Annotated in this window: 27 protein-coding genes; 15 read left to right on the forward strand and 12 right to left on the reverse strand. The window is 74.5% G+C overall.

What is annotated here, in order from left to right; all coding sequences use genetic code 11:
• Window positions 1-4: 4 nt before the first annotated feature.
• The 4 genes from FHL80_RS14480 to FHL80_RS14495 are packed head-to-tail and all read right to left on the reverse strand — an operon-like array spanning window position 5 to window position 3781.
• A complete protein-coding gene (locus FHL80_RS14480) occupies window positions 5-463 on the reverse strand; it encodes a MaoC family dehydratase (RefSeq protein ID WP_138734098.1) in 459 nt (152 codons plus the stop codon).
• Window positions 460-2004 (reverse strand): acyl-CoA synthetase, encoded by a 1545-nt coding sequence (locus tag FHL80_RS14485; RefSeq protein ID WP_138734099.1) that lies wholly within the window; start codon window positions 2002-2004, stop codon window positions 460-462. Before FHL80_RS14485 ends, FHL80_RS14480 begins: the two co-directional genes overlap by 4 nt.
• The gene (locus FHL80_RS14490) at window positions 2001-2864 is read right to left on the reverse strand and encodes an amidohydrolase family protein (protein ID WP_138734123.1); all 864 of its coding nucleotides are present in this window, start codon (window positions 2862-2864) and stop codon (window positions 2001-2003) included. The genes FHL80_RS14485 and FHL80_RS14490 overlap by 4 nt, the downstream gene beginning before the upstream one ends.
• Before the next feature lie 8 nt (window positions 2865-2872).
• Window positions 2873-3781: an SDR family NAD(P)-dependent oxidoreductase gene (locus FHL80_RS14495; protein ID WP_138734100.1), complete on the reverse strand. Its 909-nt coding sequence runs from the start codon at window positions 3779-3781 to the stop codon at window positions 2873-2875.
• A 79-nt stretch (window positions 3782-3860) separates the two neighbouring features.
• On the opposite strand from FHL80_RS14495, the gene FHL80_RS14500 reads away from it, so the two are divergent.
• Window positions 3861-4289, forward strand: a complete 429-nt coding sequence (locus FHL80_RS14500) for a MarR family winged helix-turn-helix transcriptional regulator (protein WP_216870738.1) — start codon at window positions 3861-3863, stop codon at window positions 4287-4289.
• Between the two features lie 74 nt (window positions 4290-4363).
• On the opposite strand, the gene FHL80_RS14505 is transcribed toward FHL80_RS14500, so the two are convergent.
• A complete protein-coding gene (locus FHL80_RS14505; protein WP_138734102.1) occupies window positions 4364-5224 on the reverse strand; it encodes a PaaX family transcriptional regulator in 861 nt (286 codons plus the stop codon).
• Window positions 5225-5385: 161 nt separating this feature from the next.
• Between FHL80_RS14505 and FHL80_RS27225 the strand changes: the two genes are divergently transcribed.
• From FHL80_RS27225 to FHL80_RS14535, 6 genes are all read left to right on the forward strand, one after another.
• Entirely contained in the window at window positions 5386-6951 is a 1566-nt protein-coding gene (locus FHL80_RS27225; protein WP_138734103.1) for an ATP-binding cassette domain-containing protein, read from the forward strand.
• Window positions 6952-7024: 73 nt separating this feature from the next.
• Window positions 7025-7918 (forward strand): branched-chain amino acid ABC transporter permease, encoded by an 894-nt coding sequence (locus FHL80_RS14515; protein ID WP_138734104.1) that lies wholly within the window; start codon window positions 7025-7027, stop codon window positions 7916-7918.
• A complete protein-coding gene (locus FHL80_RS14520) occupies window positions 7911-9095 on the forward strand; it encodes a branched-chain amino acid ABC transporter permease (protein ID WP_246078685.1) in 1185 nt (394 codons plus the stop codon). Before FHL80_RS14515 ends, FHL80_RS14520 begins: the two co-directional genes overlap by 8 nt.
• The gene (locus FHL80_RS14525) at window positions 9092-10351 is read left to right on the forward strand and encodes an ABC transporter substrate-binding protein (RefSeq protein WP_138734105.1); all 1260 of its coding nucleotides are present in this window, start codon (window positions 9092-9094) and stop codon (window positions 10349-10351) included. The genes FHL80_RS14520 and FHL80_RS14525 overlap by 4 nt, the downstream gene beginning before the upstream one ends.
• 3 nt (window positions 10352-10354) lie before the next feature.
• Window positions 10355-11908, forward strand: a complete 1554-nt coding sequence (locus tag FHL80_RS14530) for a class I adenylate-forming enzyme family protein (protein ID WP_138734106.1) — start codon at window positions 10355-10357, stop codon at window positions 11906-11908.
• Complete coding sequence (locus tag FHL80_RS14535; protein WP_138734107.1) at window positions 11905-12678, forward strand: TIGR03084 family metal-binding protein; 774 nt, start codon at window positions 11905-11907, stop codon at window positions 12676-12678. The genes FHL80_RS14530 and FHL80_RS14535 overlap by 4 nt, the downstream gene beginning before the upstream one ends.
• Window positions 12679-12700: 22 nt before the next feature.
• On the opposite strand, the gene FHL80_RS14540 is transcribed toward FHL80_RS14535, so the two are convergent.
• Together FHL80_RS14540 and FHL80_RS14545 are read right to left on the reverse strand one after the other, a co-directional pair.
• Window positions 12701-12997: a hypothetical protein gene (locus FHL80_RS14540; protein ID WP_138734108.1), complete on the reverse strand. Its 297-nt coding sequence runs from the start codon at window positions 12995-12997 to the stop codon at window positions 12701-12703.
• A gap of 45 nt (window positions 12998-13042) precedes the next feature.
• Complete coding sequence (locus FHL80_RS14545; protein WP_246078686.1) at window positions 13043-13381, reverse strand: VOC family protein; 339 nt, start codon at window positions 13379-13381, stop codon at window positions 13043-13045.
• Between the two features lie 127 nt (window positions 13382-13508).
• Between FHL80_RS14545 and FHL80_RS14550 the strand changes: the two genes are divergently transcribed.
• The 3 genes from FHL80_RS14550 to FHL80_RS14560 are packed head-to-tail and all read left to right on the forward strand — an operon-like array spanning window position 13509 to window position 15758.
• Complete coding sequence (locus FHL80_RS14550) at window positions 13509-14801, forward strand: O-acetylhomoserine aminocarboxypropyltransferase/cysteine synthase family protein (protein ID WP_138734109.1); 1293 nt, start codon at window positions 13509-13511, stop codon at window positions 14799-14801.
• Window positions 14794-15294, forward strand: coding sequence for a CoA-binding protein (locus FHL80_RS14555; RefSeq protein ID WP_138734110.1), 501 nt, complete (start codon window positions 14794-14796; stop codon window positions 15292-15294). The genes FHL80_RS14550 and FHL80_RS14555 overlap by 8 nt, the downstream gene beginning before the upstream one ends.
• Window positions 15294-15758, forward strand: coding sequence for an NUDIX domain-containing protein (locus tag FHL80_RS14560; RefSeq protein ID WP_138734111.1), 465 nt, complete (start codon window positions 15294-15296; stop codon window positions 15756-15758). The genes FHL80_RS14555 and FHL80_RS14560 overlap by 1 nt, the downstream gene beginning before the upstream one ends.
• Before the next feature lie 41 nt (window positions 15759-15799).
• On the opposite strand, the gene FHL80_RS14565 is transcribed toward FHL80_RS14560, so the two are convergent.
• The gene (locus FHL80_RS14565; protein WP_246078687.1) at window positions 15800-16603 is read right to left on the reverse strand and encodes an endonuclease/exonuclease/phosphatase family protein; all 804 of its coding nucleotides are present in this window, start codon (window positions 16601-16603) and stop codon (window positions 15800-15802) included.
• Window positions 16604-16716: 113 nt separating this feature from the next.
• Between FHL80_RS14565 and FHL80_RS14570 the strand changes: the two genes are divergently transcribed.
• From FHL80_RS14570 to FHL80_RS14580, 3 genes are all read left to right on the forward strand, one after another.
• Window positions 16717-17607, forward strand: coding sequence for a 1,4-dihydroxy-2-naphthoyl-CoA synthase (locus FHL80_RS14570; RefSeq protein WP_138734112.1), 891 nt, complete (start codon window positions 16717-16719; stop codon window positions 17605-17607).
• A gap of 11 nt (window positions 17608-17618) precedes the next feature.
• Window positions 17619-17951 (forward strand): hypothetical protein, encoded by a 333-nt coding sequence (locus FHL80_RS14575; protein ID WP_138734113.1) that lies wholly within the window; start codon window positions 17619-17621, stop codon window positions 17949-17951.
• 102 nt (window positions 17952-18053) lie between these two features.
• Window positions 18054-18683, forward strand: coding sequence for a TetR-like C-terminal domain-containing protein (locus tag FHL80_RS14580; protein ID WP_246078688.1), 630 nt, complete (start codon window positions 18054-18056; stop codon window positions 18681-18683).
• A gap of 1 nt (window position 18684) precedes the next feature.
• On the opposite strand, the gene FHL80_RS14585 is transcribed toward FHL80_RS14580, so the two are convergent.
• Together FHL80_RS14585 and FHL80_RS14590 are read right to left on the reverse strand one after the other, a co-directional pair.
• A complete protein-coding gene (locus FHL80_RS14585) occupies window positions 18685-19374 on the reverse strand; it encodes a TetR family transcriptional regulator (protein ID WP_138734115.1) in 690 nt (229 codons plus the stop codon).
• 31 nt (window positions 19375-19405) lie between these two features.
• Entirely contained in the window at window positions 19406-19960 is a 555-nt protein-coding gene (locus FHL80_RS14590) for a DUF5946 family protein (RefSeq protein ID WP_138734116.1), read from the reverse strand.
• Between the two features lie 138 nt (window positions 19961-20098).
• Between FHL80_RS14590 and FHL80_RS14595 the strand changes: the two genes are divergently transcribed.
• Window positions 20099-21205, forward strand: a complete 1107-nt coding sequence (locus FHL80_RS14595; protein WP_138734117.1) for an NDMA-dependent alcohol dehydrogenase — start codon at window positions 20099-20101, stop codon at window positions 21203-21205.
• A 79-nt stretch (window positions 21206-21284) separates the two neighbouring features.
• Complete coding sequence (locus FHL80_RS14600) at window positions 21285-21950, forward strand: HAD family hydrolase (RefSeq protein WP_138734118.1); 666 nt, start codon at window positions 21285-21287, stop codon at window positions 21948-21950.
• Here FHL80_RS14600 and FHL80_RS14605 read toward each other — a convergent pair.
• Window positions 21947-22546 (reverse strand): EAL domain-containing protein, encoded by a 600-nt coding sequence (locus FHL80_RS14605; RefSeq protein ID WP_138734119.1) that lies wholly within the window; start codon window positions 22544-22546, stop codon window positions 21947-21949. The genes FHL80_RS14600 and FHL80_RS14605 overlap by 4 nt on opposite strands.
• Window positions 22547-22649: 103 nt before the next feature.
• Window positions 22650-23648 carry a glucosyl-3-phosphoglycerate synthase gene (locus FHL80_RS14610; protein ID WP_138734120.1) on the reverse strand — a complete coding sequence of 333 codons (999 nt, stop codon included), beginning with the start codon at window positions 23646-23648 and terminating at the stop codon, window positions 22650-22652.
• Window positions 23649-23809: the final 161 nt, after the last annotated feature.

Here is a 23809-nt window from a genome sequence, read left to right on the forward strand (position 1 = left end):
TTCCTCAGGCGTAGGCGCGGGTGACCCACTCGGCGATGCAGACCGGCTTGTCGCCGCCCTCGCGCTCGATGGTCACGGCGAAGGTGTTCTGCAGCCCGCCGGCGACCTCCTCGACGTCCTTGAGCGTCACCCGCGCCCGGACCTTCGAGCCGACCGGCACGGGCGCGGGGAACCGGACCTTGTTCAGGCCGTAGTTCACGCCCATCTTCGCGTCGGTGATCTCGTAGGTCTGGGAGACCAGCGGCACGAGCAGCGACAGGGTCAGGTAGCCGTGCGCGATGGGGCCGCCGAACGGGCTCTCCTTCTTCGCGCGCTCCACGTCGACGTGGATCCACTGGTGGTCACCGGTGGCGTCGGCGAAGAGGTTGACCGCGTCCTGGGTCACCTCGTACCAGTCGCTGGTGCCGAGCTCCTGGCCCTTCAGCGAGGGCAGGTCGGCGAGGGTCGTCGTGGTGGTGGTCATGCGTCCTCCTCGGTGAGCACGAACGTGTGTCGTAGGTCTGGCTTGCGGATCTTGCCGGTCGCGGTCTTCGGGAGCTCGGCCACGTAGCGGACCTCCTTGGGCACCTTGAACCCCGCGAGGCGTTCCCGCAGCGTGGCGCGCAGCGCGTCGCCGTCCTGCGGGGTGCCGGGTGCGGGGACGACGACGGCCAGGCCGACCTCGCCCCAGTGCGGGTCGGGCACCCCGATGACCGCGACCTCCTGCACCTCGGGCAGCTCGAGCATCACGGACTCGACCTCGGCCGGGTACACGTTCTCGCCCCCGGAGATGATCATGTCCTTGTAGCGGTCGCGGATGTAGAGGTAGCCCTCCTCGTCGGTCGAGCCGGCGTCCCCGGAGTGGTACCAGCCGTCGACGATCGCGGCCGCGGTGGCCTCGGGGGAGTTCCAGTACCCGGCCATGATGTTCGGCCCGGACAGCACGATCTCCCCGACCTCCCCGGGCGGGCACTCCGTCCCGTCGGGCCGGACCACCCTCACGTCGGTGAAGAACTGCGCCTTGCCGGCCGACCCGACGTGGCTCACCGCGTCCGCGCTGTCCAGCGACGTGCCGGCCGGCGCCGACTCGGTCATCCCGTAGGCCTGCTGCACGGTGACCCCGCGGTCGAGCCAGGTGCGCAGCAACGGCAGCGGGAGCGGTGCTCCGGCGGCGCCGATGGTGCGCAGCGCCGAGAGGTCGAGGGTCTGGAAGCCGGGCTGGCGGCTGAGCGCGTCCAGCATCGTGGGGACGGCGAAGAACGACGTCACCCGCTGCTCGGCGATGACCGCGAGCGTGGCCGGCGGGTCGAAGCCGCGGACCAGCACCCCGCAGCCGCCGCGCATCAGGGTCGGGTTGAGCGTCCCGTTCAGCCCGCCGATGTGGAACAGCGGCGCCAGGGCGAGGGTCCGCTCGTCCGGGGCGAAGTCGAAGCCGAGCACCTGGCTCATGCACGACCAGGTCATGTTGCCGTGGGTGAGCACCGCGCCCTTGGGCCGGCCGGTGGTGCCCGAGGTGTACATGATCAGGCAGATGTCGTCGAGGGTCACCGCCTCGTCGCGCTTGACCGGGTCGGCGTCGGCGAGCAGCTGCTGCCAGTCCAGGGAGCCGGCCCCGCCGGCCAGCGGCGGTTCAGCCGCGATCCACTCTCGGACGGCGGGCAGCGCGGTGCGCAGCGTGTCCGCCGTCGTCCCGTGCTCCCGGCCGTGCACGACCAGCGACGCGCCGGAGTGCTCCAGGACGTACTGCGCCTCTGGGGCGGTGAGCCGGGCGTTGACCGGCACCCAGATCGCGCCGAGCTGGCCGCAGGCGTAGAGCGACTCCAGGCCGGCGGGGTGGTTGGCGCCGAACCAGGCGACCCGGTCACCCCGCTGGACCCCGAGCCGGGCGAGCGCCTCGGCGGCGCGCCGGACCCGCAGCGCGAACTCGCCGTGGGTGGTCGTCGTGCCCTCGAACCACAGCGCCGGCTTGTGCGGGGCGCTCCGCAGGTGCCGCTCGGGCCAGGAGCCCAGGCCGGCGTTCCTCACCGCAGCCCCAGGGCCCGGATCGCGTTCTCCTTCATGATGAGCGGCTTGACCTCCGGCTTGATGTCCAGCTGCTCGAAGTCGTTGATCCACCGCTCGGGGCGCAGCAGCGGGTAGTCCGAGCCGAAGAGCACCTTGTGCTTCAGCAGCCCGTTGGCGGCCTTCACCAGTTGCGGCGGGAAGTACTTCGGCGACCAGCCGGACAGGTCGATGTAGGCGTTGGCCTTGTGGGTGGCCACCGAGATCGCCGAGTCCTGCCAGGGCACCGAGGGGTGCGCCATGATGATCGTCAGGCCGGGGAAGTCGGCGGCGACGTCGTCGAGCAGCATCGGGTCGGAGTAGCGCAGCTTGATCCCGCGCCCACCCGGCAGGCCGGCGCCGATGCCGGTCTGACCGGTGTGGAACAGCGCCGGGACGCCGAGGGCCTGCAGCTCCTCGTACAGCGGGTAGACCGCGGGGTCGTTGGGCTCGAAGCCCTGCAGCGAGGGGTGGAACTTGAACCCGCGGACGCCGTGGGACTCCACCAGCTTGCGGGCCAGCCGGATGCCGGCCACCCCGCGGGCGGGGTCGACCGAGCCGAACGGGATGAGCACGTCGGGGTGCTCCGCTGCCAGGTCGGCGATCTCCTCGTTGGACAGCGCCGGCTGACCGGTGGCCATCTCGGTGTCGACGGTGAAGACGACGGCGGCCATGTTCTTGGCCCGGTAGTCCGCGGCGATGTCCGGGACCGTCGGGTCGTAGGGGTCGCCCTTGAAGTACTTCGCGGCGGCCGCGGACAGCTCGTCGTCCAGGGCCATGTGGCCGTGGGTGTCGGCGTGCACGTGGGTGTGGACGTCGATGGCGACCAGCGCGTCGAGGTCCAGCTGCAGGGTCACTTGGGGGGCTCCGGCAGCTGCTGCCCCACCGTCTGCAGTGAGCCCTGGAAGGCCTTCGGCCAGACCTCGGCGATGGCGTCGGCGGACCAGCCGGTGCCGTCGGCGAACTCGACGACGACCTCGCTGGGGTGCGACCACAGCGCCAGCCGGTCACCGCCGATGCCGACCGCCTGGCCGGTGATGCCGGCGGCGGCGTCGGAGGCGAGGAAGGCGACCAGCCCGGCGGCGTCCTCGGGGGAGCCGAAGCCGAGCTCCTGGCGGGCGAAGGCCGGCAGCGGCTCCCCGGCCTGCAGGGCGTCGACGTAGGGCTTGAGGAACGGCACCGTCTCGGTCATCGCGGTGGCGGCGACCGGGACGATCGCGTTCACGGTGATCTCCGCCCGGGCCAGCTCCATGGCCCAGGTGCGGACCATGCCGACGATGCCGGCCTTGGCCGCGGCGTAGTTCGTCTGGCCGAAGTTGCCGACCTGGCCGGTGGGGGAGCCCACGCAGATGACCCGCCCGCCCTCACCCTGCTCCCGCATCCGGACGACGGCCGCCCGCGTGCAGGTGAACGTCCCGCGCAGGTGGGTGGTGATCACCGCGTCGAACTGCTCGTCGGTCATCTTCCACACCGTGGTGTCCCGCAGGATGCCGGCGTTGTTGACCAGGACGTCGAGCCGGCCGAACTCGCTGACCGCCCGGTCGACCAGCGCCTGGGCCGCCTCGCTCGAGCCGACGGGCACGACCTCGGCCACGGCCGTGCCGCCGGCCTGGGTGATCGAGGCGACCGCGGCGTCGGCGACCGCGGCCTCGACGTCGTTGACCACGACGGAGGCGCCGCGGCGCGCCAGCTCGGTGGCATAGGCGAGGCCGAGGCCCCGTCCGGATCCGGTGACGACGGCGACCTTGCCGGACAGGTCCACGGGTGCTCCTCAACGAGACAGGGGGTGGTCTGGGCAACGTAGGTGCGTATCGTGGAGCTTGTCAACGATGGAGGTGCGCATGGGTCAGCCCCTGGCCGACGACCTGGGTTTCCTGCTCTCCCGCGCCAGCGGGCAGGTCGTGCGGGTGACGAACGCCGCCCTGGCCGAGCACGGGCTGCGCGTGCGGTCCTACTCGGTGCTGGTGCTGGCCTGCGAGGCCGCGGACGGGCTCAGCCAGCGCGAGCTGGCCACCGTGCTCGGCCTGGACCCCTCCCAGGTGGTGCTGCTGGTCGACGAGCTCGCCGCCGCCGGGCTGGTCGAGCGGCAGGCGGCGGAGGCCGACCGGCGCACCCGGCTGGTGGTCCCCACACCCGAGGGCCGACGGGTCCGCGACGCCGCCGGCCTGGACGCCGACGCCGCCGTCGAGGCCCCGCTGGGCCTGCTCGGGGACGCCGAGCGCGACCGGCTCCGGGACATGCTCACCCGCATCTGGACCGCCACCGGCTGAAGAAGGACCCCGCTGCCCCCCACGCCTCGCAGGCTCGGCGCGGGCCCCTGCAGCGGGGCCGCACGGGCTGGTTGCTAGCGGAGGTGGGCGCGGAGGCTGCGCTCCAGGGCTGCCCGGGCGGCGGGGGCGAGGCCGTCGAAGACGCGCCGGTAGACGGCGCTGCTGACCGCGGCGGGCCAGGCCGGGCCCAGCTGGGCGGCGGGCAGGCCCGGGTCGGTGCGCAGCAGGGACAGCCAGTCCGCACCGAGCAGCGTGAGCTGGGCCAGCGACCCGGAAACCCGGGGCGGGCGGCTCCAGGCGTCGATGAACCAGGTGTGCGCCGCGCGGACGGCCGGCACGTCCCAGGCCCGGTGGACCAGGCGATGGACGTCGGTCCCCGGCAGCGGCCGGGCGGCGAAGGCGTCGGCCAGGCCGGCCACGTCGGCCAGGTCGGAGCGGCCCAGGACGGCGACGACGTCGACCGTCCCCGGCGCGATCCACAGCCCGTCCCGCAGACCGCCGAAGCCGGCCCAGGTCAGCCGCGAGCGCACCCGGTGCCGCAGGTCGCGGCGGCTCTCCGGCACCGAGTAGCTGAGCAGCGTCCACTCGCCGTCGGGGTGCTCGAACGGCGCGGGGGAGGCGACCCGGTCGGTGGCCCGGCGCAGCACGTCCTCGGCGAGCGGGGTGAGGGCGTACTCCGCCGTCCGGCCGACCTGCCCCCGGGTGAGCAGCCCGCGCTGGGTCATCCGCTTCAGGGTGGCGCGCGCCGCCGCCTCGGTGACGCCGAGGTCGGCCAGCAGGTCGAGCAGGGTGACCGAGGGCAGCGGTGGCAGCTCGGCGTCCACGACCAGGGCGCCGAAGAAGCTGAGCAGCAGCGACTGCGGCCGGTGCGCGGCGCCCGACGCCGACGGTTCCTCGCCGCCGGGTGAGTCCTCGACGGCCGGCAGTGCGCTCATGGAGCCTCCCCGGTCCCTGCCGCTGAGCCCGGCACAGCGGATCGGATGCGGGTAAAGCTAGACACTCTCTTGACGCACGTCGAGGTGTTCTCTAGCTTTTGCGTGACCTGGACCACGACGACGCGCGATCGGGTCCTGCCGGCCGAACCAGGAGGACGTCCATGTCCCCGCCCCTGCTGTCCGTCGAGCACCTCGACGTCGTCTACGACGGCACCATCAGCGCCCTGTCCGACGTCTCGCTCACCGTCGACGAGGGCCAGGTCGTCGCCGTCCTGGGGTCCAACGGCGCCGGCAAGACCTCGCTGCTGCGCGCGATCTCCCGAGCGCTGGGTCCCTACGGCGGCACGGTCACCGGGGGCACCGTCCGGTTCGCCGGCGACGACCTGGCCGATCTGGACACCGCCGCGGTCGTCCGCCGCGGACTGGTGCAGGTGCCCGAGGGGCGGCGGGTGTTCCGCGACCTGAGCGTCGAGGAGAACCTGCGGGCCGGCGGCTACACCATCCGCGACGGCAAGGCCCGGTCCGAGGCGCGGGACCGGGTGTTCGACCTCTTCCCGATCCTGGCCGAGCGGCGCGACCAGCCCGGCGGCCTGCTGTCGGGTGGTCAGCAGCAGATGCTGGCGATGGGCCGCGCGCTGATGGCCTCCCCGAAGCTGCTGCTGCTCGACGAGCCGTCACTGGGGTTGGCGCCGCTGCTGGTCGACCAGATCGGCGAGATCGTCACCGAGATCAACAAGCAGGGCACCGCGGTGCTGCTGATCGAGCAGAACGCGGTGATGGGCCTGCGGGTCGCCGACGCCGCCTCGGTCCTGGAGGTCGGGCGGGTCACCGCGGCCGGCACGGCTGAGGAGCTCTCGGCCAGCGACGAGGTGCAGGAGCGCTACCTGGGCGTCGCCGTTCCGGTGGTGGCCACCGAGCCGGTCGTCGTCGCCGAGCCGGAGATCCCCACCGCCCAGCCGCCGCAGCGGCTGACGGTGGAGGGGCTGACCGTCCGGTTCGGCGGCATCACCGCGCTGTCCGACGTCAGCTTCACCGTCGAGCCGGGCACCGTGCACGCGCTGATCGGCCCCAACGGCGCGGGCAAGTCCACCCTCGTCAACGTCCTGGGCGGGGCGTACCGGGCGACCGAGGGCACCGTGCACTACGGCGACGCGGAGCTCACCGCGCTGCCGGCGCACCGGGTGGCCGGGCTCGGCGTGGCCCGCACCTTCCAGAACATCTCCCTGGCCCTCGAGGACACCGTCGAGGACAACCTGCTCGTCGGCCGGCACCGGCTGATGCGCTCCGGGGTCGTGTCGGGGGCCTTCCGGACGCCGAGGGTGCGGCGCGAGGAGCGCGAGCACCGGGAGACCGTCGGCGGCCTCGCCGAGCTGCTCGGCATCGCGCACCTGCTGCGCACGCCGGTGCACACGCTGTCCTACGGCGACCGCAAGCGGGTGGAGATGGGCCGGGCGCTCGCCGCCCGCCCCTCGCTGCTGCTGCTCGACGAGCCGGTCGCCGGGATGACGCACGGGGAGTCGCAGGACATGGCCGAGACGATCCGGCAGGTCCGCCGCGACCTGGGGCTGTCGATCGTGCTGGTCGAGCACGACATGCCCTTCGTCATGGGGCTGGCCGAGCAGGTCACCGTCCTCGACTTCGGCAAGAAGATCGCCGAGGGCGCCCCGGCGGACGTCCAGCGCGACCCGGAAGTCGTCCGCGCCTACCTGGGAGCTGCAGCGGCATGAGCGACGAGCGAGCGAGCATCGCAGCGAGCCCTGCGAGCGAGGAGCGGAACGAGCGCGGGAGCGGGGTCAGGGCATGAGCTACTTCCTCGAGCAGGTCCTCAACGGGCTGTCCTACGGACTGGTGCTGAGCCTGATCGCGGCCGGGTTCGCGATCGTCTTCACCTCCACCGGGGTGCTGAACTTCGCGCACGGGTCGATCGTGCTCTTCGGTGCCTACCTGGTCGCGGTGCTGCACCCGACGATCGGCTTCTGGCCGGCGCTGCTGGTCGGGATGGCCGGCGCCGCGCTGGTCGGCGTGCTGATCAACACCCTGCTGGTGCGCCACCTGGCGGACCCCAACCCGGGCACCGCCGCCATCCTGATGCTCGGCGTGGACATCGTGCTGCTCACCGAGCTCACCCGGCGGATCGGCAACAAGGTGCTCACCCTCGGCGCGCCGTGGGGCGCCGACGTGGTCCGCTTCGGCGACGTCTCGCTGCCGGCCGGCCGGGTGGTCGCCGCCGGCGTGACCGTGGTCGCCTTCGCCGGCCTCTGGTACCTCTTCTCCCGCACCGACCTCGGCGTCGGGATGCGGGCGGCGGCCGCCGACGGGCCGACCGCCTCGCTGATGGGCATCCGGCTGTCCCGGACCGCAGCCACCGGCTGGGCGCTGGCCGGGGTGCTCGCCGCCGTCGCCGGCGTCTTCCTGACCTCCTTCCCCGCGCCCGGCGTGGCCCCGACCGTCGCGCTCAGCGCCTTCGCCGCCATCCCGGCCTGGGTGCTCGGCGGGTTCGACTCCGTCCCCGGCGCGGTCGTCGGCGGCCTGCTCATCGGGCTCACCAGCGCGCTGGTCACCGGCTACGAGGGCGACCTCTCGCCTTTCCTGGGCACCGGCTTCGGCGAGGTCGCCCCGTACGTCGTCATGATCGTCGTCCTGCTCGTGCGGCCCTCGGGCCTGCTGGGCAGCAAGGAGGCCGTCCGTGTCTGAGCTGCGCGCATCTCGGTTGGCCAGCCGGATCGGCGGGCTCGTCCTCGTCCTCGTCGCCCTGGCCCTGCCCCTCGTGCTGTCGGACTTCTGGTTGCAGGCCGGCCTGTTCGTCATGGCCACGGCCATCGGCGCGATCGGGCTGACCCTGCTGGTCGGCGTCGCCGGCCAGCTGTCGCTGGGACACGCGGCCTTCGCCGCGATCGGCGCCTACGTCTACGCGTGGTCGACCGGCGAGTCGACGACGACGGTCGGCGGCGCCGGCCTGCCCCCGGTGGTCGGCCTGCTGCTGGCCGCGGCCGTCAGCGCCCTGATCGGGGCTGCGTTCTCCCCGGTCGCCGGGCGGCTGCGCGGCATCTACCTGGGGCTGGCCACGCTCGGGCTGGTCTTCGTCGTCCGGCACCTGCTGGTCAACCTCGACCAGTGGACCGGCGGCTTCACCGGCCGCAACGTGGCGCCCTTCGCGATCGCCGGGTTCAGCTTCAGCAACAAGAGCCCGGACTTCCTGGCCGTCGCCGGCGTGGAGTTCGAGGGCCTGCACCGGCTCTGGTACCTCTTCCTGGTCCTCGCGCTCGCCGCCGCCTGGCTGGCCGGCAACCTGCGCTCGGGACGCACCGGGCGGGCCTGGGCCAACGTCCGCGACTCCGAGACGGCGGCCGCGGCCATGGGCATCGGGGTCGCCCGGGCCAAGGCATCGGTGTTCGTCGTCTCCTCCGCCTACGCCGGGGTGGCCGGGGCGATGCTCGCGCTGGCCTACGGCCGGATCGCCCCCGACGTCTTCAGCCTGACGGCCTCCGTCGACTTCCTGGTGATGATCGTCCTCGGCGGGCTGGGCTCGGTGGGCGGCGCCGTCGTCGGCGCGCTGTTCGTCACCGCGCTGCCACTGGTCCTGGCCGAGTACAGCGGGTCGCTGCCCTTCCTGGCCGCGCCCGGCTCGGGCGGGTTGGACCCCTCCACGGCGTCCCGGATCGTCTACGGGCTGGCGATCATCGCCGTCCTGCTGTTCCTCCGCGGCGGGCTGGCCGGCGCCGCCCGCCGGCTCCGGCACCGCGCCTCCCGCACCCCCGCCGCGCCCCCGGCGGCGAGCACCGCGAACCCCGGCACCGCATCCCCCAGCACCCAGGACGACGGCCACCCGGCCGAGGTCACCCCCTCACGGTCGAAGGAGACCACTCGATGAAGCACCTGCCCCGCGCCTGCGCGCTCTCGCTCGCCGCGGCCACCGCGTTGGCGATGGCCGCCTGCAGCACCGACCCGGGCGACGCGAGCAGCTCCGGCGGGTCCGGCGACCTGAAGACCGGCAACGGCGTCACCGACTCCTCCATCAACGTCGGTGTCCTCACCGACCTGTCCGGCCCGTTCGCGGCCGGAGCCGCGGTGCAGGTGACCGAGTTCAAGGCCTACTGGGACCAGGTCAACGCCGACGGCGGCGTGTGCGACCGGGACGTCGCCGTCGACGTGCAGGACCACGGCTACGACCCGCAGAAGGCGGTCACCCTCTACCGCAGCATGGCGCCCGACGTCATCGCGCTGCAGCAGGTCCTCGGCGGCCCGACCAGCGCCGCGGTGCTGCCGCTGGCCCAGCAGGACGACGTCTACGTCGGCGGGGTCGGCTGGGCCGGCTCGGCGCTGCAGTACGAGAACAACCAGCTGCCCGGCGCCTCCTACGCGATCCAGGGCGCCAACGCCATCGACTACATGGTCGATGAGCTGAACGTGGCCAAGGGGTCCAAGGTCGGCGTCGTCTACTTCGCCGGGGACTACGGCAACGACGCGCTGGCCGGCGCGCAGCACGCCGCGGACGAGCGCGGCCTGGAGGTCGTGGCGCAGGAGATCACCCCGGCGACCACCGACCTGTCCGCGCAGGCATCGGCGCTGGCCCAGGAGGGCGTCGCCGGCGTGGTGCTGGGCGCCGCGCCGGCCCAGCTCGCCTCGCTGGCCGGCGTGCTCGGCTCGCAGGGGGCGAACGTGCCGATCGTCGGGCTGAACCCGACGTTCAACCCCTCGCTGCTCACCACGCCCGCCGCCGACGCGCTGCTGGCCAACGTGTACAGCATCACGGCCGTCGCCCCCTACGCCTCGGACACCCCCGCGGTGAAGACGGCGAGCGACCTGTACACCAAGGCCGACCCCCAGGGCGCCATCGGCTGGGAGGTCCCGCTGGCCTACGTGCAGGCCGAGCTGCTCAAGCAGGCCCTCGACGGCGCCTGCGACTCCGGTGACCTGACCCCGGCAGGCGTGGTGGCCGCGCTGCGCGACAGCTCCTCGGTCGACACCCAGGGCCTGCTGCCCGACGGGCTGGACTACTCCGAGGTCGGTCAGTCACCGACCACCAGCGTCTACGTGTCCAAGGTCGACGCGCAGGCACCGGCCGGGCTCAAGCTGGTGGACGAGCTCAGCGGCCCCAGCGCGGAGTCCTTCTCCTACGGGAGCTGACCGGTGCCCGCACTCGTCGTGAGCGAGCTGCGGGCGCCGGCCGCCGGCCCGGCTGACGGCGTCCTCGGGGACGTCCTCCGCCGGGCCGTGCGGCGTGCGCCTGCGGACCTGCTGCTGTCCAGCCCGGACACCGGGGAGTCCTGGACGGCGGCCGAGCTGCTGGCCGACGCCGAGGCGGTCGCCGCCGGGCTGCTCGCCCGGCACGCCCCCGGCGCCCGGATCGCCACCTGCCTGGGCAACGGGCCCGCGCCCGTGCTGGTCCAGCTCGGGGTCGCGCTGGCCGGCATGACCCTGGTCCCGGTCAACCCGCGGTCCCGGCCGGCCGAGGTCGAGCACGCGCTGCGGCTCTCCGGCGCCGTGCTGGCCCTGGCCGCGGAGGAGGTGGCGGGCAACCCGGTGGCCGACCTGTGCGCCGCCGTCGACGGCGTCGAGGTGGTGCGGGTCGGTGCCGACTGGCGGGCCGCGCTGCCCCGGGCGACACCCGGTGAGCTGCCCGTCGTCGCCCCGCAGTCGCTGGCCCAGGTGCAGTTCACCTCGGGGACGACCGGGCGGGCCAAGGGCGTGCGGATCACCCACGCCGGGATGGTCGCGACCGGCACGGCGTTCGCCGAGCGGCTGGGCCCGACCGCCGGGCGGGTGTGGTGCAACCCGATGCCGCTGTTCCACACCGCCGGCAACGTGCTCGGCGTGGTGGGCGCGCTCAGCGCGGGCGCCGAGCACGTCGTCCTGCCCTTCGCCCCGGAGCCGGTGCTGCAGGCGCTCGAGGGGCGCCGGGTGAGCATGCTGTCGGCCGCGCCGACACTGCTGGACCTGCTGGCCGCCGCGGGGCCGCCCGCGCTCCCCGACCTGCGCGTGCTGTTCACCGGCGGGATGACGGTGACGCCGGCGTTCGTCGACCGGGTGGAGCAGGTGTTCGGCGCCCGGCTGTCGATCACCTTCGGCATGACCGAGACCTGCGGTGCCGTCCTGCAGACCTCGCCGGAGGACCCCGACCCGGTACGCCGGGAGACCGTCGGCGCGCCGCTGGCCGGCACCGACGTCCGGATCGCCGGCCCGGACGGCGCTGCCGTCCCCCCGGGGACGCCGGGGGAGCTGTGGGTGCGTGGCGAGCGGATCACCCGGGGGTACCTCGACGACCCGGTGGCCACCGCCGAGGCGATCGACCCCGTCGGCTGGCTGCACACCGGCGACCTCGCCGAGATGTCCCCGGCCGGCGCCTGCCGGGTGGTCGGCCGGCTCAAGGACATGATCAAGACCGGCGGTGAGAACGTGTCCCCGGTGGAGGTCGAGGAGGTGCTGGTCGAGCACCCGGACGTCGCCCGGGCCGCGGTGGTCGGCGTGCCGGACCCGCGGTGGGGCGAGCTGGTGGTGGCGTTCGTCGTCCCGGCGGGGAGCCGGGACCCGAGCCCGGCGGAGCTGACCGGGTACTGCCGGGACCGGCTCTCGCCGTTCAAGGTGCCCCGGTCCTGGCGGGTCGTCGACGAGCTGCCGATGACGGCGTCGGCGAAGGTGCAGCGTGCGGAGCTGCGCCGGATGGCCGCGGCGGAGCCCCGGTGATCGAGGACCTGCTGGCCGATCTGGCGGCCGAGGGCGCGGCGCTGGAGGAGCTGCTGGTGGCCCTCGACCCCGGCGAGTGGGCGCGGCCCACCCCCGCGGCCGGGTGGACGGTCGCCGCCCAGGTGGCGCACCTGGCCTGGACCGACGAGGTGGCGCTGCTCGCGGCCACCGACCCGGACGCGTTCCCCGCCGGCGCAGCCGACGACCCGGTGGACGACCGCGGCGCCGCGGCGGCGGACGACGTCCCGCCCACGGTGCTGCTGGCGCGGTGGCGGGCCGGCCGGCGGCGGCTGGCCGAGGCGCTGGCCGCCGCACCCCCGGGGGTCCGGCTGCCCTGGTTCGGGCCGCCGATGAGCGTCGCGTCGATGGCGACCGCGCGGCTGATGGAGACCTGGGCGCACGGCGTCGACGTCCGGGACGCGCTGGGACTGGCTGTCGAGGAGTCCCGGCGGCTGGACCACGTCGCCCACCTCGGCGTCCGCACCCGGGACTTCGCGTTCGCCGCGCACGGGCTGCCCGCGCCCGGGGCACCGGTCCGGGTGGAGCTCACCCGCGCCGACGGCTCACGCTGGTCGGCCGGACCGGAGGACGCCGAGCAGCGGGTGACCGGTCCGCTGCTGGACTTCTGCCTGCGCGTGGTGCAGCGCCGGCCCCGCGCGGCACTGCGGCTGGCCGCCGTCGGCCCGGACGCCGACCGGTGGCTGGACGTCGCCCAGGCGTTCGCCGGAGCGCCCGGGCGCGGCAGCGAGGGCCCGCCACCGCCCGGCTGAGCGCCCGGCTGAGCGCCCGGCGTCAGACGGCGGGGGTGGCGAAGCCGATCTCCATCGACGCGATGCCGGCCGGGAAGGTCTCGAACACCTTCGCCCGCTCCGGGCTGGCCTGGTAGGTCTCCTGGGCCGCCAGGAACGCCGCCTCGTCACCGTCGTGCGCGACGGCCCAGGTGAAGGTCTGGTGCTCGTGCTCGGCCAGCGCGAACAGCACCCGGAAGCCGAACTGCTCACGCGTCGGGAGCAGCGTCGGGAACCAGGCCAGGAAGTCGGCCATCCGGCCGGGCTCGAGCACGTAGCGGCGCAGCTGCACGGTCTCCATGCCGCCATCCTGCCGGGCCCGGTCACCCGGGGCCCGGCAGGGAGGTCAGGACGGCGGTGCGTAGAACTGCAGGTCGTTGCCCTCGGAGTCCTTGAACGGCGCGATCCGGCCCCACGGGTGGTCGCTGATGCCGCCGGAGAACTCCACGCCCTTGCCCTTCAGCTCCGCCACCTCGGCCTCGATGTCGCCCTCGGGCTGGAAGGTGATGACGGCGCCGCCGTGCGAGTGGCCGGTGCCCTCCCGGGCGTTGAGCCCGATCATCAGGCCGTTGGCGTCGAACTCGCTCCAGTCCTCGGTGGTCTTCTGCTCGCTCAGGCCCAGGGTGTCCCGGTAGAACGCCCGCGCCCGGTCCATGTCGTCGACCGGGACCCACACACTCGCCACGCCACTCGCCACGTCCGGACTCCTCGTCCCTCGTCGTCGGTCGTGTACGACCGGGTGCCCACCTCCCCCCTCCGGCAACCACCCGCGGCAGGGGGCAGACTCGGCACGAGCCGACGAGAGGACGACGATGGCCGACCGCACCTGGGGGTTCCGGACCCGTGCCCTGCACGCCGGAGGGGCGCCCGACCCGACCACCGGCGCCCGCGCCGTGCCGATCTACCAGACGACGTCGTTCGTGTTCGACTCCGCCGACGACGCGGCCAACCTCTTCGCCCTGCAGAAGTACGGCAACGTCTACAGCCGGATCGCCAACCCGACGGTGGCGGCGCTGGAGGAGCGGATCGCCTCGCTGGAGGGCGGGCTCGGCGCGGTCGCCACGTCGTCCGGGCAGGCCGCGGAGTTCCTCACCTTCGCTGCGCTCGCCGGCGCCGGTGACCACATCGTGGCCGCCGCCTCGCTGTACGGCGGCACGATCACCCAGCTCGACGTCACGCTGCGCCGGTTCGGGGTGGAGACGACGTTCGTGCGCGGCAACGACCCGGCCGACTACGCCGCGGCGATCACCGACCGCACCAAGCTGGTGTTCGCCGAGGTGGTGGCCAACCCGGGCAGCGACGTCGCGGACATCGCCGGGCTGGCCGAGGTCGCGCACGCCGCCGGCGTGCCGCTGGTGGTCGACGCGACCACCGCCACCCCGTGGCTGTGCCGGCCGATCGAGCACGGCGCGGACATCGTCCTCCACTCGGCCACCAAGTTCCTCGGCGGCCACGGGACGACGCTCGGCGGGCTGGTCGTGGACGCCGGCACCTTCGACTGGGGCAACGGCCGCTTCCCCGGGATGACCGAGCCCAGCGACAGCTACGGCGGCATCCGCTGGTGGGACAACTTCGGCGAGTACGGCTTCCTCACCAAGCTGCGCAGCGAGCAGCTCCGCGACGTGGGTGCCACGCTCGCCCCGCACAGCGCCTTCCTGCTGCTGATGGGCATCGAGACGCTGCCGCAGCGGATGCGCGAGCACGTGGCCAACGCCCAGCGGGTCGCCGAGTGGCTGGACGCCGACGAGCGGGTCGCCTGGGTGCGGTACTCGGGGCTGCCGAGCCACCGCGACCACGCCCTCGCCCAGCGGTACCTGCCCGAGGGCCCGGGGGCGGTGTTCAGCTTCGGCGTCGTCGGCGGGCGGGACGCCGGGCGCCGGTTCATCGAGTCCGTCGAGCTGTGCAGCCACCTGGCCAACATCGGCGACGCCCGCACGCTGGTCATCCACCCCGGCTCCACCACGCACGGCCAGCTGTCGGTCGAGCAGCTGGAGACCGGCGGGGTGTCACCGGACCTGATCCGCATCTCGGTCGGTCTGGAGGACGTCGAGGACGTCCTGTGGGACCTCGACCAGGCTCTGGCCGCGGCGGTGAAGGATGTCTGACGTGCGCACCTGGGAGGGCCCCAGCGCCCGCGAGCGGCAGGCCATCCTGGCCCGGACGACGACCGTGGCGATCGTCGGCGCCTCGGACAACCCCTCGCGGGCCAGCTACTTCGTCGCCACCTACCTGCTGTCGACGTCGCCGTACGAGATCTGGTTCGTCAACCCGCGGGCCACGGAGATCCTCGGCCGGCCGGTCTACCCGTCGCTGGCCGACGTCCCCGGCACCCCCGACGTGGTCGACGTCTTCCGCCGGCCCAGCGACCTGCCGGAGGTGCTGGACGAGACGCTGGCGGCCGGGGCCCGCACGCTGTGGCTCCAGCTCGGGCTGTGGGACGACGACGTCGCCTCCCGCGCGGAGGACGCCGGGCTCGAGGTCGTCATGGACCGCTGCCTGAAGATCGAGCACGCCCGGTTCGCCGGCGGCCTGCACTGGGCCGGGTTCGACACCGGGGTGATCAGCTCGCGCCGCACCCGCGGCCTGCCCACCGCCTGATGCTGCACCGCTCACCCACCGACGGCTGGACCACCTGCGCCCTGGGACACCGGCACTGGGGGCTGGCCGGCGCCGCGGGTCTGCTGCTGCACCGGGCCGGCGCGTCCGGCGTCGAGGTGCTGCTGCAGCTGCGCGTCGAGTGGTCGCACCACGGCGGCACCTGGGGCACCCCGGGCGGCGCGCTCCACCCCGCGGAGTCGGCGGTCGACGGCGCGCTGCGGGAGGCGGGTGAGGAGCTCGGGCTGCGCCGGTCCGACGTCGTCCTCGGGGCCGAGTCCGTCGACGACCACGGCGGCTGGAGCTACACGACCGTGCTCGCCACCCCGGCCGGCGAGCTGGAGCCGGGCGCCCTGGCGCTGAACGAGGAGAGCGTCGGCGTCGACTGGTGGCCGCTGGCCGCACTGCCCGAGCTGCACCCGGGCTTCTCCGCCTCGCTGCCGACGCTCCGCCCGCTGCTGGCCTGAGCGTCCCCACCCGGGACCACTTTCGGCGCCGGGACCGGACCTCAGCTGGTGCTGACCGTCACGGTCGCCAGCCGGTGGTCGCCGATCGCGAGCCGGCGGACCACCGGGCGGGCGGCGTGCACCGTCGCCGGCCCCAGCACGTGGTCGAACTGCACCCGCGGCGCGGCTGCGGGGTAGGTCGGCTCGCTGACCAGCCGCTGCCCCCCGAAGACCCGCGCCGGCAGAGGGCCGACGAGGTTGAGGTCGCCGGCCAGCAGCACCGGTCCCGGCAGGGTCGCCGCCCAGCGCCGCAGCCGGCCCAGCTGCCGGAGGGCGGTGTGCGGGGCGAAGGACAGGTGCGTGGCGATCACGGTGCACCCGTCGAGCTCGGCGGCGATCGCCAGCCGCGGCTCGTCGGGGAACCACCACCAGCGGGTCTTCCCGGTCCGCGGGTCGGGCGCCTGCAGCGGCAGCCGAGCCCGGCCGGCACCCAGCGCGAGCACCGACCAGTGCCGCACCGGCAGCCGACTGACCAGGGCGATCCCGTAGTGCGGGCCGGTCAGCGTCTCCCAGGACCCGCGCAGCACCGGTGGGTCGACCGGCGTCCAGCTGCGGAACGGGCTGGGCGTGCCGGCGACGGCCGCGGCGAACCGCCAGTCGGTCGCGCCCAGCCCGGCGGCCACGGCGGCGGCCTGGTCGACCCCGCCCGAGCGCGGCTGGGCGACGTCGACCTCCTGGACGGCGAGGACGTCGGCGTCGACGTCGGCGAGGGCGGCGGTCAACGAGGCGGCGTCACCGGAGCGGCCCACCTCGTCCCGGCCGGAGGCGAGGTTGAGCGTGCCGATCCGCAGGTCCACGCCCGCCATCAGACCAGTCCGCGGACGCTCGTGCTCTGCTCACCATCGTGAGCAGAGCACGAGCGTGAGCAGGTGACCTGGTCGGCGAGGCAGGAGGACCCCGCGACGGCTAGGTTCGGGCCGTGAGTGCACGCGCGGACGTCTCGGAGATCTTCGACGCATCAGCCTGGGAGCCCGTCGCGGGCTTCGAGGGGCTCACCGACGTCACCTACCACCGCGCCGTGGACGCCGGTGTCGTGCGGATCGCCCTGGACCGGCCCGAGGTGCGCAACGCCTTCCGCCCCGAGACCGTCGACCAACTGCTCGCCGTCTTCGAGCACGCCCGGCTCAGCACCGACGTCGGCTGCGTGCTGCTCACCGGCAACGGCCCGAGCGAGAAGGACGGCGGCTGGGCCTTCTGCTCCGGGGGCGACCAGCGGGTGCGGGGCAGGTACGGCTACGAGGCCGGCGACGGGGCGAACGGCAGGCTGCACATCCTGGAGGTGCAGCGGCTGATCCGGTTCATGCCGAAGGTGGTCATCTGCGTCGTCCCCGGCTGGGCGGCCGGCGGCGGGCACAGCCTGCACGTCGTCGCCGACCTCACCCTGGCCAGCGCGGAGCACGCCCGGTTCAAGCAGACCGACGCCGACGTGGGCAGCTTCGACGGCGGCTTCGGCTCGGCCTACCTGGCCCGCCAGGTCGGTCAGAAGTTCGCCCGCGAGATCTTCTTCCTCGGTGAGGAGTACTCCGCCGAGGACGCGCACCGGATGGGCATGGTCAACCGGGTCGTGCCGCACGCCGAGCTGGAGGCGACCGCGCTGGACTGGGGCCGCCGGGTGGTGGCCAAGAGCCCGACCGCGCAGCGGATGCTCAAGTACTCGTTCAACCTGATCGACGACGGCCTGGTCGGCCAGCAGCTCTTCGCCGGGGAGACGACCCGGCTGGCCTACATGGCCGAGGAGGCCGTCGAGGGGCGCGACTCGTTCCTGGAGAAGCGTCCCGCCGACTTCGGCCGCTTCCCCTGGCACGTCTGAGAGGAGACACCGTGATCGTCGAGGTGATGGGTGGTGCCGACGAGGTGCCGGAGGTGCGGGTCGTGGACGTGGACGACCTGACCCGGCTGCACCTGGCCGTCGGGGCGGTGACCGACGACGAGGCGGACCAGGCGCTGCGGGCCGCCGGGCTCGGCCGGCTGGTCGACGGGGACACCGGCGTGCTCGACGTGGCCGCGCTGCGCGCCGCGGCCGAGCCGCAGGCGACCGCAGCCGACTGGGGCACGCAGTTCGACGGGATGGTCTCCTCCGCGGCCGGCAAGGGGTGGACGGCGGACGACGGCGCCGGGTTGCAGGTGCACGTCGAGCCCGCGGCATCCGCCTGATCAGTTCCGAAACGCCGACGGAGCGGTACCGACGCGCTGTGGAATCGATCAGATTGCGCGTCGATGTTGTGGTCGCTCCACTTTCTAGGGAACGATTGCACGGTGACCACCACGGACGTGCCACAGCGAACCTCCGGTGCCCGCCCCCCGGGTCGGCCGCTGTCCACCGAGCTGTCCGGGCAACTGGTCGCCGTCGCGATGGACATCCTCGCCGACGAGGGGTGGGGCCGGCTCAACAGCGACCGGGTCGCCGCGCGCGCCCGCGCGGGCAAGGCGGGCATCTACCGCCGCTGGCCCACGATGGCCGCGCTCGCCCGGCACGCCCTGAGCACGACCACCCTGGTCGCCGTGCCGGAGGGCGCCGGGTCGCTGAGCGCTGACCTGTGCGCGCTGCTCCGGCCCTGGACGCGGCCGCTGAGCCGGGAGGAGCGGGCCGCCGCCAGCCTCGTGGGTGCCGCCCGGCACGACGAGGAGCTGCGCGCCGGGCTCGACGAGGCCCTGGTGCACCCGCTGGCCGGCGCGGTGCGCGAGCTCGCCGACCGGGAGGCCGGTCGCGGGCGGGAGCTCCCCGACGAGCGGGTCGCCCTCCTCGGTCAGGTGCTGCAGGCGCTGTGGTGGCAGCGCTACACGAGCTTCGGCGCCGCCCCGATGAGCACCGAACAGGTCGAGGACCTGGTCGACGACGTCCTGCTGCCGATCACCGACCCGGACCGCGCCGCGCCGCGCCGCTGAGTCAGCCGGCCGGGTCGAACAGCCGGCCGGCCAGGGCGCGCGCGCACCGCTCGACCTCGGTGAGCGTCCCCGCCGTCGTCCCCCGGGCGACGGACGGGCGGTGGCCGTCCGGGTCGGCGGCCAGCACGAGACGGCGGTTCTCCAGCACCAGGGCCCGACCGGCGACCAGGAACAGGTCGGCGACGAGCCGGCTGAGCACGCGCGCCGCCGTCGGGTCCATCGCCGGTGCCGCTGACCATTCTCCGTTGGCGATCGCCGCGGTGAGCGCGACGGTGACCCGCTCACCGGTCTGCTCGACCAGGGTGCGCTCGCGGGCCTGCAGGGACGTCGAGGCATCCAGCGCCTCGACGTAGCCGCGGTTCTCCGGCCGGGCCTCCCGCTCGAGCACCTCGACGAGGTCGAGCTCCAGGTAGTCGCGCAACGCGGTCACCGGGTCGGTGCCCGGGGCGCGCCCGGTGACCGCCGCAACGGACAGCTCGACCCACGGGGTGCGCCCGGCGAAGAAGAGCGCCTCCTTGGTCTCGAAGTGGTTGAACACCGTCTGGACGGCGACGTCGGCAGCGGCGGCGACGTCGGCGATGGTGACCGCGTCGAACCCGCGCTCGGCGAACAGCCGCTGCGCCGTCTCGCGCACCGCCGCCCGGGTCTGCGCCTTGCGGCGCTCCCGGCGGCCCCCGCTGTCGGCAGTCACGGCGAACAATCTAGATGAATTCGTCCGTAACTCATCGGCCCGCAGCTGAGCCGGTCAGCACAGCGTCCGCCGCAGCGCGGACGGCGGGGTGCGCCGCTGCCCCGTCGGTCCACACCGCGTGGGCCCACGACCGGACCAGTGCGGGCAGGTCCACCACGTCGAGGTCGGCGGCCAGGTCGGCCACGGTCGTCGTCCAGCGGACCGGCCGGGACGGCAGCCGGGGTGCCGCGTCGTCCACCCGTCCGGCCAGCCCACCGGCGCGGAGCGGGTCGGTGCCGCGCTCCAGCCACAGGCACAGCCGCAGCGCGGCTGCGGCCGGTTCCCCGGCCACCGGGTGCTGGGCGGCGTAGGCGTCGGTGGCCAGCTGCAGCAGGGCCGCGGTCCGCACGTCCTGCGCCGCCTCCTCCCGGAGCCCGCGCACGGTCACCTCGAACAGGCCGGCGCAGCTCGCGGAGGCGCCGGGCGAGCTGCCGACCGGCCCGGGGACGAGCACCGCCCCGCAGCCCGGGCAGACCTCGGCCTCCGGCCGCTCCGGGCCGGCCGGGTCCGCGGTCGCGGTGTCGGCACGGGTCTCGGCGTCGGTCACGGTGGTCGATCGTGCCGCACCCGGCCGTCCGGTGTGCCCGCGGGCTGTCGTCGCGACCAGCCTGGCACCAGGGGTCGGGCGGTCGGCGGGCAGCGCCTAGCGTGGTCCGGATCACCCCTGCGGACCCGGAGACGATCGATGAAGACGCACGGAGCTGTGCTGCGCGGGCCCGGCGACTGGGAGGTCGTCGAGCTCGAGGTCCTCGACCCGGCGCCGGGCCAGGTGCTGGTCGAGATGGCCTTCGCCGGCCTGTGCCACTCCGACGAGCACCTGCGCTTCGAGAGCCAGCGGTACCCGATCGTCGGCGGCCACGAGGGGGCCGGCACGGTGCTCGCCGTCGGTGCGGGCGTCCGGACGGTGCAGCCCGGCGACCACGTCGTCACCTCCTTCCTGCCCGCGTGCGGGCACTGCCGGTGGTGCGCGTCGGGCCGGTCCAACCTCTGCGACCTGGGCGCGACCATCGGCACCGGGCAGCTCCCCGACGGCACCTGGCCGTTCCGGCTGGACGGCGCGGAGGTCGGCGGCTTCTGCATGGTCGGTGCCTTCGCCCGGCACTCCCTGCTGTCGGAGTTCTCCTGCGTGCGGATCGAGCCCCACCTGCCGCTGGACGTCGCCGCGCTGATGGCCTGCAGCGTGCCGACCGGCTGGGGCTCGGCGGTGAACGCCGGCCCGGTGCGGCAGGGGGACGTCGTGGTCGTCGTCGGCACCGGCGGGGTCGGCTGCAACGCGGTGCAGGGCGCGGCGATGGCCGGTGCCGGGCACGTCATCGCCGTCGACCCGGTCGAGTTCCGCCGCGAGTTCGCCCGCACGCTGGGTGCCACCCACGCGGTGGCCGGCACCAGGGAGGCCGCGTCGCTGGCCAAGGAGCTGTCCCGGGGCACCGGCGCGGACGTCGTCGTCCTGGCCACCGGCACCACCAGCTCGGAGGTCACCGGTGGTGCCCACCGCTGCCTGGGCAAGGGCGGCACGCTGGTGCTCACCGGCCTGGCCGACCACACGCTGGACACCACGGTCGCGCTGCCGGGCAACATCACCACCGTCTTCGAGCAGCGGGTCCAGGGCGCGCTCTACGGGATGTGCAACGCCTACCGCGACATCCCGCGGCTGCTCCGGCTCTACGAGCAGGGGACGCTCAAGGTCTCCGAGCTCATCACCCGGCGCTACGCCCTCGACGAGGTCAACCAGGGCTACCAGGACCAGCGCGACGGGACCGTCATCCGCGGCATGCTCCAGCACCAGCACTGAGCGCCGCCCGCGGGGGACCGTGTTGGCCAACATGGCCCCGCGGGGCGTGAGGTGGCGGTCGGTTGGGCAACTCACGGGCATGACTGAACCGACCATCGCCGTCCTGGACCTCGATGGCACCCTCGTCGACTCGAACTACCAGCACGCCCTCGCCTGGTACCGCGCCCTGCGCGCGATGGGCGAGACGTTCCCGATCTGGCGGCTGCACCGGCTGATCGGGATGGGCGGCGACCAGGTCATCAAGAGCCTGGGCGGCGACGAGCTCGAGGAGCGGATCGGCGAGGAGGCGCGCAAGCGCCAGGGCGAGGAGGTCGACGCGCTGATCGGCGAGGTCTCGCCGCTGCCCGGCGCCCGCGACCTGCTGCTCGCGATCAAGGAGCGCGGACACCGTCTCGTGCTGGCCAGCTCCGGGCAGCCGCGGCACGTCGACATCGCGGTCGACCTGCTGGACGCCCGCGAGATCGCCGACGCGATCACCTCCAGCGAGGACGCCGAGGCCACCAAGCCGGCGCCGGACCTGCTGCAGGTGGCGCGGCAGAAGCTCGGCGCCTCCGCGGACACCCACAGCGTGATGATCGGCGACTCGGTGTGGGACATCGAGGCGGCCAAGAACGCCGGCATGCCGGCGATCGCCGTCCGTTCCGGCGGGTTCGGGGACGACGAGCTGCGGGATGCCGGCGCGATCTCCATCTACGACACCCCGGGCGACCTCCGGGCCGCGCTGGACGACTCCCCGCTGGCCTAGGCAGGCTGGGGAGCCGGCAGCCCGGGCGCGCCGACCCGGGCCGGCGTGTCCGGCGCCCCGACGTCGGCGGCGACCGTGCGCAGCGCCACGACGACCGCGTCGAGCGGCACCTCGGCGCGCGACGCCTGCAGCGTCGTCCCCGGGCCGGAGGCGGTGAGCAGGAGCCGCACTCCGGCGTCGTGCACCGCCCGCAGTGCGGGCAGGACGGTCGCCGGCTCGTGCCGCAGCAGCTCCTCGGGGAAGCAGAGCCCCAGCCGCTCGGGGGACAGGCCGCCGGCGGCGAGCGCGTCGGCCACGTCCTCGGGGAGGGTCCCGGCCGCGGTCAGCCCGGCCGGGAGCTGGACGCCGACGCCCACCGTGCCCGGGAACGCGGCTGCGTCGCGGCAGGCCCGGGTCAGCAGCCAGCGGCGCAGCACCGCCTGCAGCCCGGCGCGCTCGGCTGCGGACCAGGCGTCGTCGGCCGGGAGCTCGCCCCAGGTGGGGTGCACCCAGACGACGTCGGCCCGCAGCCCGGCCGGCCGGCCGGTGCCGACGTCGCTGAGCACGTCGTAGCGGAGCTGGACCTGGTGGAGCACGGGTGCGGACAGGAGCCTCATGCCGCTCCATCGACCGGCGGCCGCGCCCTCCGGAGACCGGGTGCACGGGGTTCACCCGCCCGGGCACGCCGGTCACCTGTTCGGGGTCACCCCTCGGAGAGCGTCACCCGACGACCCCTTCGCCGGCGTCCCGGAGCAGGGCGTACTCCGCCACCGTCGCCATCGGCGGCCGCTGGTCCACCGCCACCGCGGTGCTCATCGGGACGAACCGCTCGCCGTCGTGGCGGAACTGCGTGAGCAGGCCGCCGGGCTCCAGGCGGCGGCCGTGCCGGCCCCGCTCGGCCCGGGTCAGCAGGGTGTTCACGATCTGCCCGGCCATGGCGCCCAGCGCCTGGTCGCTCTGGTGGGAGTGCGTGCGGGTGCCCAGGTCGACCTGCGCCAGCCCGGACAGCCCGCAGACCTGCAGCAGGTCGATCAGCAGCCCGACCTCGATGCCGTAGGAGGACACGAACGGCACCTGCTCCAGCGCCGACCGGCGCCCCGCGTACTCCCCGCCGAGCGGCTGGACGAACCCGGCGAGCTCGGGCCACAGCGCGTTGAGCAGCGGGCGGGCGGTGAGCTCGGTGACCCGGCCGCCTCCGGCCGGCCGGTGCTCGCCGTCGATGCTCAGCGGACGGGTGTAGCAGCCCTTGACGTAGTCGACCCGGGCCTCGGTCAGCAGCGGGGTGAGCAGCCCCGGCACGTAGTGGCTGACGTCGCCGAGCAGGTCGGAGTCCATGAAGACGACGAGGTCGCCGGTGGTGGCGGCCAGCGACTTCCACAGCGCCTCGCCCTTGCCCCGGCGGTCGCCGTGGGAGGGGAGCACGTCGGCCGCGGCGACGACGTCGGCCCCGGCCGCGCGGGCCACCTCCGCCGTCCGGTCGCTGGAGTTCGAGTCGACGACGACCACCTCGTCGACCAGCGGGACGTCGGTCACCCAGCGGTCGACGAGATCGCGGACGAGGACGCCGACGGTCGGCTCCTCGTCCCGGGCGGGCAGGACGACGCTGACCCGGTGCCCGCCGCGGCGCTTGGCCGACAGCAGGGCAGGGACGTCGATCTCGGCCAGGGAGGTGGCCGACGTGGTGCGGTTCTCGAACCATGCGCGGGCGTCAGGTCGCATCCGCCCACTGTCGAGCACGTCGGCCACCCCCTGCACGTCGCCGGGGCGTCGTTCACATGAACGTCACGCGGCCCCTGGGACCCGGGTGCGTCGTGCGGCCCCGTCCGCCGTCCGCGCGCACGAGGGGTGGATGGGGCCGGTGGGTGCGGTGGGGCGCGACC

This window comes from Modestobacter excelsi (assembly GCF_005930495.1).
GTDB lineage: Bacteria > Actinomycetota > Actinomycetes > Mycobacteriales > Geodermatophilaceae > Modestobacter > Modestobacter excelsi.

Coding starts and splice junctions, on each gene's coding strand:
- FHL80_RS14480 (WP_138734098.1), bottom strand. CDS start 463: ATGACCACCACCACGACGACCCTCGCCGACCTGCCCTCGCTGAAGGGC.
- FHL80_RS14500 (WP_216870738.1), top strand. CDS start 3,861: ATGGGTCAGCCCCTGGCCGACGACCTGGGTTTCCTGCTCTCCCGCGCC.
- FHL80_RS14505 (WP_138734102.1), bottom strand. CDS start 5,224: ATGAGCGCACTGCCGGCCGTCGAGGACTCACCCGGCGGCGAGGAACCG.
- FHL80_RS27225 (WP_138734103.1), top strand. CDS start 5,386: ATGTCCCCGCCCCTGCTGTCCGTCGAGCACCTCGACGTCGTCTACGAC.
- FHL80_RS14515 (WP_138734104.1), top strand. CDS start 7,025: ATGAGCTACTTCCTCGAGCAGGTCCTCAACGGGCTGTCCTACGGACTG.
- FHL80_RS14525 (WP_138734105.1), top strand. CDS start 9,092: ATGAAGCACCTGCCCCGCGCCTGCGCGCTCTCGCTCGCCGCGGCCACC.
- FHL80_RS14540 (WP_138734108.1), bottom strand. CDS start 12,997: ATGGAGACCGTGCAGCTGCGCCGCTACGTGCTCGAGCCCGGCCGGATG.
- FHL80_RS14550 (WP_138734109.1), top strand. CDS start 13,509: ATGGCCGACCGCACCTGGGGGTTCCGGACCCGTGCCCTGCACGCCGGA.
- FHL80_RS14555 (WP_138734110.1), top strand. CDS start 14,794: ATGTCTGACGTGCGCACCTGGGAGGGCCCCAGCGCCCGCGAGCGGCAG.
- FHL80_RS14560 (WP_138734111.1), top strand. CDS start 15,294: ATGCTGCACCGCTCACCCACCGACGGCTGGACCACCTGCGCCCTGGGA.
- FHL80_RS14565 (WP_246078687.1), bottom strand. CDS start 16,603: ATGGCGGGCGTGGACCTGCGGATCGGCACGCTCAACCTCGCCTCCGGC.
- FHL80_RS14595 (WP_138734117.1), top strand. CDS start 20,099: ATGAAGACGCACGGAGCTGTGCTGCGCGGGCCCGGCGACTGGGAGGTC.
- FHL80_RS14600 (WP_138734118.1), top strand. CDS start 21,285: ATGACTGAACCGACCATCGCCGTCCTGGACCTCGATGGCACCCTCGTC.
- FHL80_RS14605 (WP_138734119.1), bottom strand. CDS start 22,546: ATGAGGCTCCTGTCCGCACCCGTGCTCCACCAGGTCCAGCTCCGCTAC.
- FHL80_RS14610 (WP_138734120.1), bottom strand. CDS start 23,648: ATGCGACCTGACGCCCGCGCATGGTTCGAGAACCGCACCACGTCGGCC.